The 13910-nt window shown below is 43.7% G+C and carries 12 protein-coding genes; 3 read left to right on the top strand and 9 right to left on the bottom strand.

Annotated features, from left to right (window positions below):
* Positions 1-234: 234 nt before the first annotated feature.
* Positions 235-1449, bottom strand: a complete 1215-nt coding sequence (locus AABK40_RS20010; RefSeq protein WP_338398904.1) for a dicarboxylate/amino acid:cation symporter — start codon at positions 1447-1449, stop codon at positions 235-237.
* 180 nt (positions 1450-1629) lie between these two features.
* On the bottom strand, positions 1630-1794 hold the full coding sequence (locus AABK40_RS20015) for a hypothetical protein (RefSeq protein ID WP_338398905.1): 165 nt from the start codon (positions 1792-1794) through the stop codon (positions 1630-1632).
* Positions 1795-1888: 94 nt separating this feature from the next.
* Between AABK40_RS20015 and rlmF the strand changes: the two genes are divergently transcribed.
* Positions 1889-2860: a 23S rRNA (adenine(1618)-N(6))-methyltransferase RlmF gene (rlmF, locus tag AABK40_RS20020; RefSeq protein WP_338398906.1), complete on the top strand. Its 972-nt coding sequence runs from the start codon at positions 1889-1891 to the stop codon at positions 2858-2860.
* A gap of 39 nt (positions 2861-2899) precedes the next feature.
* On the opposite strand, the gene AABK40_RS20025 is transcribed toward rlmF, so the two are convergent.
* From AABK40_RS20025 to AABK40_RS20045, 5 genes are all read right to left on the bottom strand, one after another.
* A complete protein-coding gene (locus AABK40_RS20025) occupies positions 2900-3961 on the bottom strand; it encodes an NAD-dependent epimerase/dehydratase family protein (RefSeq protein ID WP_338398907.1) in 1062 nt (353 codons plus the stop codon).
* 25 nt (positions 3962-3986) lie between these two features.
* Positions 3987-4733: a WecB/TagA/CpsF family glycosyltransferase gene (locus AABK40_RS20030; protein WP_332920125.1), complete on the bottom strand. Its 747-nt coding sequence runs from the start codon at positions 4731-4733 to the stop codon at positions 3987-3989.
* A 211-nt stretch (positions 4734-4944) separates the two neighbouring features.
* Entirely contained in the window at positions 4945-6267 is a 1323-nt protein-coding gene (locus tag AABK40_RS20035; RefSeq protein WP_332920126.1) for a mechanosensitive ion channel family protein, read from the bottom strand.
* 4 nt (positions 6268-6271) lie between these two features.
* Complete coding sequence (locus AABK40_RS20040; RefSeq protein WP_332920127.1) at positions 6272-7960, bottom strand: DUF6909 family protein; 1689 nt, start codon at positions 7958-7960, stop codon at positions 6272-6274.
* Between the two features lie 20 nt (positions 7961-7980).
* Positions 7981-8886: a class I SAM-dependent methyltransferase gene (locus AABK40_RS20045; protein WP_332920128.1), complete on the bottom strand. Its 906-nt coding sequence runs from the start codon at positions 8884-8886 to the stop codon at positions 7981-7983.
* 228 nt (positions 8887-9114) lie between these two features.
* Between AABK40_RS20045 and AABK40_RS20050 the strand changes: the two genes are divergently transcribed.
* Entirely contained in the window at positions 9115-9927 is an 813-nt protein-coding gene (locus AABK40_RS20050; RefSeq protein ID WP_338398908.1) for a TrmH family RNA methyltransferase, read from the top strand.
* A 123-nt stretch (positions 9928-10050) separates the two neighbouring features.
* Here the strand turns inward: AABK40_RS20050 and AABK40_RS20055 are convergent, their stop codons facing one another.
* Positions 10051-10260: a hypothetical protein gene (locus AABK40_RS20055; RefSeq protein WP_338398909.1), complete on the bottom strand. Its 210-nt coding sequence runs from the start codon at positions 10258-10260 to the stop codon at positions 10051-10053.
* A gap of 554 nt (positions 10261-10814) precedes the next feature.
* Positions 10815-12896, bottom strand: a complete 2082-nt coding sequence (locus AABK40_RS20060; RefSeq protein ID WP_332920131.1) for a YgiQ family radical SAM protein — start codon at positions 12894-12896, stop codon at positions 10815-10817.
* A gap of 256 nt (positions 12897-13152) precedes the next feature.
* On the opposite strand from AABK40_RS20060, the gene AABK40_RS20065 reads away from it, so the two are divergent.
* Positions 13153-13848: a PP2C family protein-serine/threonine phosphatase gene (locus AABK40_RS20065; RefSeq protein ID WP_338398910.1), complete on the top strand. Its 696-nt coding sequence runs from the start codon at positions 13153-13155 to the stop codon at positions 13846-13848.
* Positions 13849-13910 lie beyond the last annotated feature (62 nt).

A 13910-nucleotide genomic window follows, 5' to 3' on the forward strand; every position in this document is an offset into this window, starting at 1 on the left:
GAAGAACAATATCCAAATTTTATTCTGCCACCTATCTACTTCGGCTTAAAAGCCAAAGCTTTCACAAAATGTTCCTTTGGCATACCAGTCCTGAAAGGACTTTTTGTAATAGACATGGAATTCATTCCATGGTTAAATGGGCATGAGTAAGTTTTATTTGGTTTGATAAATTGCAATTATAGTTGTGCGACCGCCCCAAAATAAGTGACAAGTGAAGTCCCATGGCTGCGTAACTTATACGCTCTGAAGGTCTTCTATTTGTTTTGTTGGCACTTTTTCTCCCTTCTGTTTATTCAGCTTATCCACCATGATACTGATCGCCCCGTCGCCCGTTACATTACAGGCCGTACCGAAACTGTCCTGTGCCATGTACAGTGCCATCATCAGGGAAGTCAATGGTAAAGAGAAATTCAGCATGGCTTCCAACAAGCCAAGAGCGGCAACCACGGCACCACCTGGCACACCAGGTGCGGCAATCATCGTCAGGCCGAGCATCATCACAAAGCCGAAGATCAGTGAGAAATCCGTCGGCATACCATTGAGCATCATGATCGCCATGGCGCAAGAGGTAATGGTGATCGTACTACCTGATAAGTGAATGGTTGCACATAAAGGAACGGCAAAGTCGGCGACCTCTTCACTGACTTTGTTTTTCAGACTTTGTTTTAAGGTTACAGGAATGGTTGCCGCAGAGGATTGTGTACCAATGGCGGTAAAATAAGCGGGCAACATATTTTTGATCAGCTTAAAGGGCGATTGCTTTGTGAGCGCTCCAGCTACCGTAAACTGTATCAAAAGCATCAGCATATGCAAGGCAAAGATGATGGCAAACACTTTTATAAATACTGACAGGATCATCGCTGCCTGTCCTGAATAGGTCATTTGTGCAAAGATCCCCGCAATATGCAGCGGTAAAAATGGGATGATGATCGTCGAGATGATCTTTTCAATAATCAGCTGAAATTCCTTCATCACATTCTTGATCGCATTCCCTTTTTGGATCGTAATACCCAAGCCTAAGATAAAAGCCAAAAGCAGTGCAGACATCACGGGCATTAGGGGAGGCATATCCACCTTGAAAAATGGGGCAATAACGGCTTCCTGTTGTTCTCCGATACTGAAGACATTTCCCTGAAGTAAAGAGGGAAGGGCCAAGGTGTTGATCAGCCACGCCAGACTGCCTGCAAAAACAGTAGAGAGGTAGGCCAGGCCAGCCGTAATGGCCAATAATTTACCGGCTCCCTTTCCCAGGTCACCGATACCTGGGGCGATAAACCCGACGATAATCAATGGGATGACGAAGCCCAGAAAGTTGCCAAATATACCATTGAAAGTGGCCATTAGGCGAACCAACGGCAAAAAGTCAAGGCTGCCCATAGCAATACCAAGGATAATGGCGAGCAGTAGTTTGGATAACAGACCGAATTTTATTCCTGAAAATTTTAACATAGAAGCGCTTGTTTGCGGTTTAAAACTGCAAAAGTGAGGGCCTAAGCTCCCATAGGATTTTCAGAAAAGTAGGTTACCAAAGATAAAAGGGAAATTGTTGAATTTAAATTTTTATCAATCGAATATTCGAATTAATGAATATCAATATTTATACCATTACAATAGCCCAAACTGATCTTTTTAGGACTTGCAGATAATCAGGGTGTTGCCATTCGAGTGCTTGTGGAAAATGGAAATGAATGTTTTCGAGGGGCTCAAAAATACCGAATAGGTTCCTTGCTTTACCATTTTGACGGTGTTCCGAATTTGGTAGGCAAAAATGTCCATCAGGCTTTTGATAAACATCCGTCAGTTTAAAGGGGTTAACCGAGATGAATCATTGACCTTGTTCAAGTATTGGATAAAAGATTGAATAGGAGCAAACTTAATCGTAACTTGCATGATGCAAAATAAGAAAAAATCGAAAAATGGTGTGGTAGAATTGCCACCTCACCATCCTTCGAACCCCCATAAAGATGGTTATGATTTTGACCTTTTGGAGGAAAAAGATCCTTCGTTGTCAAAATATGTGATTACCAAACAAAATGGTTTGAAGACCATTAATTTCAGCGATGATTTGTCGGTAAGAGCTTTAAACAGCGCACTGATCAAGGCGCACTACGAGATCAGTGACTGGAATATTCCTCGCAATAATTTGGTGCCACCTGTACCAGGCCGTGCCGATTATGTATTGTATCTGGCCGATTTGTTGTCAGAATGCAACGAAGGAGTGATTCCTACTGATAAAGTTAAGGGCGTTGATATTGGAACTGGCGCAAGTTTGATTTACCCGATCATTGGCCGAAAGTTGTTTCAGTGGTCATTTGTTGCTTCAGAACAAAGTCAGGCCTCTATTCAGCATGGGTTAAGTATCTTGAAGGCGAACGACCTTGGTCCTTCTGCAATCAAATTAGTGCATCAAAAAGCAATTAAGCAGTATTTCAAAGGGGTGATCCGTGAAGGGGAGTGTTACGATTTCACCATGTGTAATCCTCCTTTTTACAGTTCAGAGGCGGAAGCAGAAAAGGCCAATATTCAAAAGTGGCAGAAGCTTCATCGTGATAAGCCCGTTTTACCCAAAAGGAATTTCAGTGGTCAGGATGCCGAACTTTGGGTACCTGGAGGTGAGTTGCTTTTTGTGAAATTCATGATTAAGGAAAGCTTAAACCATAAAGATCAAGTGCTGTGGTTCAGTGCATTGGTGTCGCAAAAAGACCATATTTTTGACCTTAAAAAGCAGTTGAAAAAAGTGGGTGTGGCAGATTTTAGAGAAATAAAAATGATGCAAGGGCAGAAGCGTACCCGCTTTTTAGCCTGGACTTTCCAAGATGAGCAGGCTCGTAAGGATTGGGCAGCGAAAAACTGGAAATAGAAAAATAAAAAAAGAGCGATCATTTGATCGCTCTTTCTGTTAGACCCGCACGGTAATCCCAGTGTGAATCTGATTGAGAATATCCTCAAGGTTATATTTCCAGTGCCAATCTGGATAATGGTTTTTAAATTTTGTTAAATCACTGACATACCAGATGTGGTCCCCGATTCGGTTATCGTCAGAATAAGAGTAGTTCATTTTTTTACCTGTGACTCCTTCACAGATTTCAATGGCCTCCATCATTGAACAGTTGGAGTGGCGGCCACCGCCAGCATTATAAACTTCTCCTTGTCGTGGGTTTTGGTAGAAATGCCAGAACATATTGACTAAATCGTGCGCGTGGATGTTATCCCGAACCTGTTTGCCTTTGTAGCCGAAAATTGTGTAATGATCACCAGACACGGCACATTTCATCAAGTAGCTCAGGAATCCATGCAGTTTAGCACCTGAATGGTTGGGGCCAGTTAGGCATCCACCTCTGAAAACACCTGTTTTCATTCCGAAATACTTACCATATTCCTGTACCAATACGTCGGCGGCAACCTTCGAAGCGCCAAACAAAGAGTGCTTTGAATGGTCTATCGACATATTTTCATCGATCCCATGATCGAAATATGGGTGTGTTTCCACAATTTCCCATCTTTTTTCGAGCTCTATCAGGGGTAAATAGTTGGGCGTGTCACCATAAACCTTATTGGTTGAGGTGAAGATGAATACGGCCTCTGGGGCATACTGCCTGGTGTACTCCAAAAGGTTCAGGGTGCCATTGGCATTCACTGTAAAATCTGTAAATGGCTCCTTGGCTGCCCAGTCGTGGCTTGGTTGTGCCGCTGTATGGACAATCAGATCAATGTCAGTGCCATATTCCTTGTAGAGTTCCTCCAGCGCCTGCTGATCGCGAATATCCAGATTTACATGTTTGTAGTTGGGATATTTTTCCTTCAGTCGTGCCTGATTCCATTCTACGGAACCTGCCTCCCCAAAGAAATATTTTCTCAGGTTGTTATCAACACCTATAACGGTGTCAAATTTATCAGCAAAAAAGGCCACGGCCTCACTTCCTATCAGGCCCGCAGCGCCTGTGATTAAAACTGCTTTCATGATGTGAGTTGTTATTATATGTTGGTTAAGCGAAAAACTTTTGACGAAGAAAAAGATAGACAAAGGTGCTGTTGGTGGTCAGGTAGCGCTTCCACAGCCTTTTGGGTTCCTGAGTCAGTCGGAAGAACCATTCCAAACCATTGTCTTGCATCCATTTTGGGGCCTGCTTTTGGGTTCCCGCGTGAAAGTCAAATGCAGCACCGACGGCCATCATCATGGCATTTACTTTACCGAGATGGTCCGCCACCCATTTTTCCTGTCGGGGGCAACCTCTGCCCACCAAAACCACATGAGCACCTGAAGCATTGATCTTTTCAATGTCTTCGAGATCTTCTTCCGCAGTGGCATCACGGAACCTGTCCTGATGCACGCCACAGATGTGTACGTTGGGATATGTTTTATGGATAAATGCCTGAAATTGCTTCAAAGTACTGGCCGTGCTGCCGTACAGGTAAACATTTAAATGATCGCGATTCGCCTTTTCAAGCACGTGAAGAGTCAGGGTCGGGCCATAGACCCGATCTTTCATGCCAGTGCCATATATGCTGTTAAGTGCCCATCGAATGGGTTGCCCGTCAGCAACAACCAGCGGAATTTTATTGACTTGTTCACTCAGTGTGCGATCCCAGTAAGACTCAATGAGCCCATGAACGGCCAAGGCAGAAACTCCGTATGAGGTACGGGTTTTAGCCTTTTCAATCAAGTGATCAGAAGCCTGTTCATAGTTTACAATCGCATAATTAACGGAGAGCAATTGTTTTTTCTGAATCATAAATTGCAGGTTAAGATGTTCGAATAGAATGCGTTATTACTATCCTTACTAACCTACTTGAAAACTTTATGTTTAGCCTCCTTTGTATTCGGGATGAAAAGTGTTTCACTAAGGGTGAACCAAGCTAATGGGGGATAAAAAAAAGTCCCGAAGGACTTTGAGAGGTAAGAAAAACTGCTTTTTGGGGTATTCCGCCCGTGCTTTTAAGTACTTATCTTTTTTTAAAGGTGTCGATATCGCTATAACCATGCGGTTTGTTGGGCATTTCCCAGAATATTTCTGAAGAGGTCCCTTGCAGCCCATTTTGCCACGACTGATCCCGCTGATAGACTCTTAATTTAAAAAGAGCGACCACCGAAAGGATGTGATCAAAAATGGAGGATTGTAAATTTTCATAATAAACCCAGTCGGATCTGTCGGAGAAACAATAGATCTCTATTGGCAGGCCATTTTGACTTGGCTCTTTTTCGCGCACCAGCAACATTCCCCGATTCGAAATTTTTGGATGAGCATGTAAATACTGAACCATATAATTTCTGAACAGCGTTACGTTGGAAACATATTTTGTAATCGGGTCCTGCGGAACGGCATTAAAGCTGTGAAGGTCATCCTTGATCTTCATATCCGACAGCAATGGAATTTGCGATTTAATCTGATTGACTTCCAATTCACTCAGAAAGCGGATCGAATTCATGTCAAGGAGAATGATTCTCTTGATTCGGCGGATGCCCAACCGTCGCATTCCCTGCCAGTTTTTGAAAGTCCCACCCACAAGTTTGTAGGTCGGAAAAGTCATGATGGTTTTATCCCAGTTTCGGACTTTTACCACATTCAGACTAACTTCATCCACTTCACCATCAACCCCGTCAGAAGGCATTTCTATCCAGTCGCCAACTTCAACGAGCTGCCCGTGTGTAATGACCACCGATGCATATATAGACATAATGGTATCGCGGAATGCCAATAAAAACAGGGCCGTAAAACCCGCAAGGGTTGTCAGGAGGGCAAAAGGTGATTCATTAATGATGATCGACAAAGAGAAAATAAAGGCGACCAGATACATGAAGAAGCTCAGCACTCCAATGTAACCACTGAAAGACGACTGCTTCTGCATCGCTTTCTGGGCGTATTTATAGTCTGCCAATTCAAGGAAAAGCGTAACCAGACGGGTCCCCAAAAATAACAGCATCACCAGGGAGAGCTTGGCGATAAAATTTTGAATGGTATCCAGTAAAGAGGGGATATTACCGACCAGTAAATAAACGATGGTAATGTTGGTAAAGAAGGAGATGAACCGCAGTAATTTCAGCTCGGCGAGCTTCTTGGGCAGGTCCTTATCTCTTTGGTAGATCAGGTGGATTATCGGGCGGAAAATCAGTCGGCGGTTAATTTCCCCCAAGCCGAAAGCCACCACGAAAATCATGATGGTGGCCACCACTTGAAAGGCCACACTGTTGTGTAGACCTTCGTCGTGCAACAGTGGGCTTTGTGAAATACTATTAAGGATATGATAGGAGAATCCTTGCTTGTCCATATTTCTATTTTCTTTCGAAAATTTTATTCAGAATTTTTACAGTAATCAAGTAGGTCGGTCGTACGCCTACCTCGCCCAAAGGCCCGCTTGCGAGCGTTGAGCCCGTATGCAATGGATTATCAGAAGCATAATATGCGTAGCGCAGTACGACATCACTGTTAATTGTGCAACGGATTTTTGAGGCCGCCTGTATCGCTTTTTGATAATGGGCACCTTCCATCTCCAGGCCAATAGCCTTCCATGATGAATGGCGGAAATACGAAAGCACATCTTTATTTTGCAGAGAAGTTCCCAGAACGGTGATCATCGGGCCTGCATATACAGGAAGCTGATCGTCCTTGAAATCTTCAATGCTTAGGTCATTGTCAAAAGGATAATTATCCGCGGTACCTTCAAAAACATGGGCGTTAGGAATCATAATATCTCCTTTGCCACCTGTCAGAATGCCAGCCTTACCCATAATATTAACCGACTGAATATCCAGTGGAATGACCTGTCCATCTTCTTTATAAGGCTTCACCAGTTCGTCCACCGTTTCGAATGCCTGTTCCCCAAATGCATAATCCATCACCAAAAGAACAGGTGCAGCTTTCTGTGATTTTGTATCCAATCGGCTGATCTCTGGGCTCAAGGATTTCCATTTGAGTTGCTGCGTATCAATCAGCTGAACACCAATATTGGTACCTGAAGAATCAGGGATTTCCAATAATCCATTGGCTTCAGCATATTCCCTGATCAGGTTTTGGTTGCGCTTGGCATTTGACTTGCTCAGTGCTGTGGCCATTTCGAGGATAGAACCTGTTTTTTCTTTGGCCGCAGCAAGTGCCGGATAGGCGTACAGGCTATTCATTACCGAGTGCAGATTGGCACTGATGATATGAATAGGACGGTCAATAAGTCCGTGTTCTTTTAAGGTTCGTTTGATGTTTTGAGCCCAAACCGACCCATGAATATGGTGGCCAATTCGTTCCCGCAATGCAGGCGTGAAACTCACCTGGCGTAATTTTTTCCCGTTTGTTTCTTCAATCGCTTGTTTTCCAAGGCTGTAAATGACTTTGAACAAACCATTGTGATCCTCACTCGATTCTTCGAATCTTGTATAGGCCGCCTGTGTTTCATGGAAAGTGCGCCCCAGCATTCCCGACAGGTAAACAAGTGCTTTTTCTTTGTTTTCATCTGTAATGCGGACATCCCCATGGGCAATTTCAGCAAGCTTTTCCCATTGGCGGGTAACATTGCCTTTGTCGTCAAGGGCATATCTGCGGATTTTGTCCGCTTCCACATAAAGGAAGGTCAGGTGGGTCAGGATGTCATAGATCTCACTTCGGCCACGGGTAACCTCAATGTACATGGTTTCCTTATCGATGCGGAAACAGCGGCGTCGGCGTTTTGAAGGAATAATCGTCGGGAATTTGGATTCCGCATAACCTTCGTCGGCTGTCAGTTTTATAAAGCGACATTGCTCAATGCCTTTCGGCAGTCGTTCAATCACATAAGCCAAACCATTCAGCTCCACCTTCTCAGGATCGGCAATTACCCCGTAAATTTCTGGGCGTAAGGAAAGCAGGGCAGAGCGCAATGCTTCTCCAGATACTCCCAATGGTTTGTAAAAGCCACGCATAAATAGGTGGCGCATCATGACATATAATTTTTCGATAGCCGCTCGCGACTCTTGCGCTCGTGTTCTGTTCATAATTCAGTCGGTAAAAAATTTTAGTTCTTTTTTGATACACGCAGGAAGGTCCCCAAAGGCAATTCTGCGCCAGTGCTTGAGGGCACAACGTTTTCGCCCAGCTCAATTTCCAGAGATCCTTTAATGTGCATTCTCACCAGGTTGCGGATAATTACCGCCGAAAGGCCCATTGAATACAGGTTCAGAACGACAAAGCATTCTTCTTCGAGAATCTGTGCAACACTCTTTACCAAATCGTCCACTTGCTCTTCCAATACCCATTTTTCTCCTTTAGGGCCACGACCGTAAGCAGGAGGGTCAAGAATGATTCCGTGGTACTTGTTTCCACGACGTGCTTCACGCTTTACGAAAGCCAGGGCATCCTCAACCACCCAGCGCATTTCTGGAAGATGGTCATTCAGTTGTCGGTTTTGATTGGCCCACGTTACTGTTTTTTTGATCGAATCGAGGTGGGAAACAAATGCACCACCTGCCGCAGCAGCCAGCGAAGCGCCACCCGTATAGGCAAATAAGTTCAGGACCTTAGGTTTGGTTTCTGAATGTGCCTTTACCTGTTTGTAGATATACTCCCAGTTGTCAGACTGTTCAGGAAAAAGCCCTACATGGCCAAAGGAGGTCAGTTGTAACTTCAGTTTGAAATGGAACTCTGAGCCATGATAGGTGATCGGCCATTCCTCCTGCGCTTTGGGTGTTTTCTCCCAAATTCCTTTTTCGCTTGTCAGCTTGATGCCTGGTGTTTTGGAACGGATATAGCGCACATGATGTCTTTTTTTCCATTCTGATAGGGGCAGTTGTTTCGACCAAACCGCCTGTGGTTCAGGTCTCCAAAGTACCATCTGACCAAAACGTTCCAACTTCTCAAAATCTCCAGAATCGATCAATTCATAATCCTTCCAAACGGCCTTATTCAGTGAATATACAGACATATATGTGCAATGTGTTATAATGAAATATGTAGATTTTAGGCTTTTCCGCATCTTGGAAAAGCCTAAAATCTTCCTGCAAAGATAAGGATATATTTCCGTTAAGAAAGTACAATGTATGATAAGCTGTTGTGCACTGAACAAAAAATGCAGGTGTTTCAGATTTGCGTTTAAGGGCAACTTCAGCGACCTTTGTGAAAATCGAGAATGATCTTAGTATAAAAGGAATCCATGCATATTGAAATTAATGCGCCATCGAACGAGAGGATAAAACGACTGATTAAGTTGCAGTCCAAATCTCGGGAGCGGAAGAAGAATCAGCTGTTTGTTGTTGAGGGAACCAAGGAGGTTACTTTTGCCATTGAAAATGGGCTGGTAGTTGAGGAGCTGTATTATTCGAAAGAAAAGACGGTGCAGGAACATCTGACAGCCGTAGAGCAATGCTGTACAGCGAAGGGTTTGCGCCCGCAATGGTTGGCGTGTTCTAATAATGTATTTTCAAAAATTGCTTATCGGGAAGGTACCAGCGAGATGGTGGGCATTGTAAAGATGCGTTCGCAGCAGTTGGAAGATTTACCTTTGGGCGAAAATCCTTTGCTGATGGTTTGTGAAGGAATGGAGAAGCCTGGAAATTTGGGGGCTTTGCTTCGTACCGCAGATGCCGCAGGCGTTTCAGCCGTTATTATGGCGGACGCTCAGGTGGATTTATACAATCCAAATGCTATTCGTTCTTCGGTGGGCTGTATTTTTTCGATGCCTGTGGCTTTTGACACTTCCGAGAATGTCATTAAGTTCCTCAGGGAAAAGGGCATCAAAATTTATGTAACACATATTGAAGCGGCGGCTCCTTATTATGAGCAGGACTATAAAGGTCCGTGTGCAATTATTGCAGGTTCTGAGGCTTGGGGAGTTACTGATTTATGGGCAGAGGAGTCAGACCAAAATATCGTGATCCCGATGCGGGGCATTAACGATTCGCTGAATGTCTCAGTAGCGGCAGCCGTCGTTACTTTTGAAGCCGTTCGCCAGCGCGATATGAAGTAGGATCAGGCATGAACGCCTCAATTGAGGTGCTGAAATTTATAAAATGGCTACAATCAGCTTGAAAGCGGTCGCAAAAAAAGGGGCTTCCATTCTTATTGGAAACCCCTTTTTTATTTCATCAACTTAAAGTTCAAAGCCAATTTCCTTCATCCAGAAGGCTAAACGTTCTTCGAGTTTGGCAGCTTGTTCGCGGGGAACATTGCGATCTTCAGAAACGGTTTCCACAAACAACTCCATGGTTACGGACTCCTTTGGAACGTGTCCCTCTTTAATGAATCTTCTTAACTGACGGACTTCCTGCTCAGCCACCTGATTTAATTTCTTCTCTGTCATCTTCTTTTTATTTGACTTCCGATCCAATTTTGCCGAGTGTGCTTTTAAATGCAAAACTTTTTCAGATTAATTAATTTCTTAACAATTTGTTAACATAGTAAAATATTTTCACCCGATCGCGATATAATGATTTAGGTTAAAAATATAAATAATTAATTCATGTCATATTTTTTAATCTTCACAATTTATCGTCGTCATTGTTCGGTTTTGAGCATTGATTATTATTGAAGATTGAAAAATTTGTAATTATTTATTGTATATTGAATTAACAACAAAAAGCCATTCGATAAAAATCGAACTAATCAATCGACCAACATCCATTCTAAAAGGTCGATAAAAACATTCGGTAACGCTGTTACCAAGCCGATAGTTGCTTGTCCAAGGCAATTATCATTTACGATAAGACTGACGAAATATTCGGTCAGACAAAAAATTAAACTTAATAGTTTATTTTGGGTTCAGTAGAGGTCTCCTTAAAATAGGAGACTTTTTTTTGTTCAAAAACTAAAGCGTAAATCGATTAAAAATTACGCTTCAGTTTTTTTGTTTTTGGTTTATCTTCGGGACTTTCTTTTGCTATTAGGCTTGTAAGATTTTCCGCCATTATGGGTTGTTTTTGCTCTTGACTTCCCATCTCTTACGCCAGTAGTCGAGCGTTTTTTCCCGTTCCGCGTTTTTGAAGATGATTCTGATGACCCATCTGCACTTACAAATGCCTGGTGCATATCCGATTTCTTTTTATTGCGCACAGGTGATTTCGACGGTCGGTCGTTTTTCGATTTTACAGGACCTTTGAGCAAAATAGCCTCGAGGTCTTCTCGGTTCAACTCCCGTAATCGACGACGGATACCTTCGCGTTTTTCCGATTTGTACCAAAAGAAAAACTGATGTTGTGCCAATTTCTCTGTTTTGGTTTTTGGGGTGTAAATCGGTTTAAGCGTATAAGGGTGAACTCCTGCATAATAGGCAACCGTAGCCACCGTCATTGGGGTTGGCGTAAAATCCTGTACCTGCTCAAGCTGGAAGCCCATATTTTTGGTTTCTGCCGCCAAATTCGCCATATCTTCTTCCTTGCAACCAGGGTGCGAGGAGATGAAATAGGGAATAAGCTGCTGCTTCAAACCATGCTTTTCATTATAATGGTCAAACTTCTTCTTGAACTCATGAAAGTGTTTGAAAGAAGGTTTACGCATCAGCTTCAGGGTATCGTCGGAGGTGTGCTCAGGGGCTACCTTCAAACGGCCAGATACATGGTGGCCAATCACCTGATCGAGGTATTTATCGAGGCTGTTGTCGCCATTTTTATTGAAACTCTTCACAAGCAGGTCATAGCGGATACCACTGCCCACAAAGGCTTTTTTTACTTTCGGGTGCTGATCCACCTTTTTCAGAAGATCGACCATACTCTGGTGGTTGGTGTCGAGGTTGGAACACACCACAGGATGAATACACGATGGGCTGACACATTTGTCACAAATCGCCTGATCTATCCCTTTCAGGTTATACATGTTGGCTGAAGGGCCACCCATATCAGAAATATAGCCTTTAAAGTCAGGCATTTCTGTTACCTGTTCCACCTCTTTCATGATGGATTTTTGTGAACGGCTGGCGATAAATTTCCCCTGATGTGCAGAAATGGTACAGAACGAACAGCCCCCAAAACAGCCACGGTGCATATTGATGGAGAACTTGATCATTTCCCAGGCAGGGATTACCCCCCGTTTGTCATATTTCGGATGCGGCAGGCGGGTGAAGGGCATATCAAACGATTTGTCCATTTCCTTCTGCGTCATGGTTTTATATGGCGGGTTCATGATCAGGTGGTGTTCGCCAATCGGCTGGATGAGCCGCTTTGCATACAGCTTGTTACTTTCCTGCTCAATATGTTTGAAATTGGCAGCATAGGCCAGTTTGTCTTTCAAGCATAATTCATGAGAATGCAATTGTTGGTCTTCCCACCCTTTATTGATCGGTAAAGGCTCTTCAATAGGTCGCATAATTCCTGTTTGAGGGATATTATGCATCGAACTTAAAGGCACGCCTTTTTTTGCCAGTCGGATAATTTCACGAAGGGGTTGCTCCCCCATACCGTACACCAACAGGTCGGCATTGCTACTGGCCATAATCGACGGTAAAAGTTTGTCCTGCCAGTAATCATAATGGGTTACACGACGCAAAGAGGCCTCGATTCCACCGATCATCACGGGCACGTCAGGATATAAATCTTTCAGGATTCTCGTATAAACCGATGTAGCGTAATCGGGGCGGAATCCCGCTTCACCTCCAGGGGTATAGGCATCATTGGATCGGCGGCGTTTGTTGGCGGTATAATGATTAACCATAGGATCCATGCAGCCACCAGTAACCCCGAAAAACAAACGCGGCTTCCCGAATTTCTTGAAATCGCGCAGGTCATCCTGCCAGTTGGGTTGCGGAACAATTGCGACACGTAAACCTTCGGCCTCGATCATCCTGCCGATAACCGCCGCTCCGAAAGAGGGGTGATCCACATATGCATCCCCTGAAATCAGCACAACATCAATTTCATCCCACCCTCGCGAGAGTGCTTCTTTTCTGGTGATTGGCAGCCAATCGGTGATCGGGCGTTTCCCTGTTTGCATGGTCTTTTCCATCATATATATTGATTGAACAAGTAAAGATACGGAAAACATTCATAAAATAGCACCAATTACCCTATAGCCTTAGTTTTCCTTAAAATCAGTCAAAATAAATGGCTATTGTAAAAAAAAAGATGTGGTTTCTGTGAATTTATTGCTCATATATATATGTTAGAGCTATATTTTTATGTTTGTAAGCACCCGTATCTTGAGTTTGATGAATAAGTCTTTATTTCCCACATTTGCAAATCCCCATGCATATGCTTGTACTGGAGTGGGAAAGCGTAGCGCCAATGAAGACTACTTCACGGAGGAATCCAATGATTATGGTCGATTGCTGGTGGTTTGTGATGGTGTTGGTGGTGCTGAACGAGGCGCGGAAGCTTCCAAGTATATTGCTGAACATATTGCCACGGCATGGAGAACCAATAATGCCCCCTGGCTTGCTGAGGAATTGCAGCACGAAATTCAACGCGCAGAGCTTGATTTTCGATCGGAATTTTCTTCCTCTGCAACACAGCAAATGGGCACCACTGTGGTGGTTGCGCAATGGGTGCAGGATCAGGTGATTGTGGCATGGGTTGGCGATTCCCCATTTTATCATTTTTCCGAGAACGGCGAGCAGGTTTACCGCTCCAAAGACCATTCGATGGTTCAGAACCTCATTGACGCTGGGGTCATTTCCGAAAAAGAAGGCAAGGTTTGGCCAGGCAGGAATGTAATTACCCGTAGCGTTTCTCTTCGTGGAGAAAAAACCCAGGCAGATGTTTATCAGGCGGAGGTTCAGAAAGGTGATGTATTCTTTTTGGCTACCGATGGCGTTTTGGAAGGTGTGGATCTTCGACTTTTCAGGGCTAAAATCAAAAAAGGCCGAGACATGAATGAAATAGGCCATTGGATGAAATCTTGCTGTGAGAAGTTTTCCAAAGATAATTTCACTTTTCATCTGGTTCAGAACAGTAATAATTAATTTCAGCGATTATTTAAGCCCTTTTTAATTGTAAGTTGAGGGGTTGGTGGGGTGTTTTTTCT

This window comes from Persicobacter psychrovividus, from assembly GCF_036492425.1.
Taxonomy (GTDB): Bacteria; Bacteroidota; Bacteroidia; order Cytophagales; family Cyclobacteriaceae; genus Persicobacter; species Persicobacter psychrovividus.

Excerpts from the sequence above, each read along its gene's own strand:
- AABK40_RS20050 (WP_338398908.1), top strand. The coding sequence starts at position 9,115 with ATGCATATTGAAATTAATGCGCCATCGAACGAGAGGATAAAACGACTG.
- AABK40_RS20045 (WP_332920128.1), bottom strand. The coding sequence starts at position 8,886 with ATGTCTGTATATTCACTGAATAAGGCCGTTTGGAAGGATTATGAATTG.
- AABK40_RS20015 (WP_338398905.1), bottom strand. The coding sequence starts at position 1,794 with ATGTTTATCAAAAGCCTGATGGACATTTTTGCCTACCAAATTCGGAAC.
- AABK40_RS20055 (WP_338398909.1), bottom strand. The coding sequence starts at position 10,260 with ATGACAGAGAAGAAATTAAATCAGGTGGCTGAGCAGGAAGTCCGTCAG.
- AABK40_RS20025 (WP_338398907.1), bottom strand. The coding sequence starts at position 3,961 with ATGAAAGCAGTTTTAATCACAGGCGCTGCGGGCCTGATAGGAAGTGAG.
- rlmF (WP_338398906.1), top strand. The coding sequence starts at position 1,889 with ATGATGCAAAATAAGAAAAAATCGAAAAATGGTGTGGTAGAATTGCCA.
- AABK40_RS20040 (WP_332920127.1), bottom strand. The coding sequence starts at position 7,960 with ATGAACAGAACACGAGCGCAAGAGTCGCGAGCGGCTATCGAAAAATTA.
- AABK40_RS20035 (WP_332920126.1), bottom strand. The coding sequence starts at position 6,267 with ATGGACAAGCAAGGATTCTCCTATCATATCCTTAATAGTATTTCACAA.
- AABK40_RS20060 (WP_332920131.1), bottom strand. The coding sequence starts at position 12,896 with ATGATGGAAAAGACCATGCAAACAGGGAAACGCCCGATCACCGATTGG.
- AABK40_RS20010 (WP_338398904.1), bottom strand. The coding sequence starts at position 1,449 with ATGTTAAAATTTTCAGGAATAAAATTCGGTCTGTTATCCAAACTACTG.
- AABK40_RS20030 (WP_332920125.1), bottom strand. The coding sequence starts at position 4,733 with ATGATTCAGAAAAAACAATTGCTCTCCGTTAATTATGCGATTGTAAAC.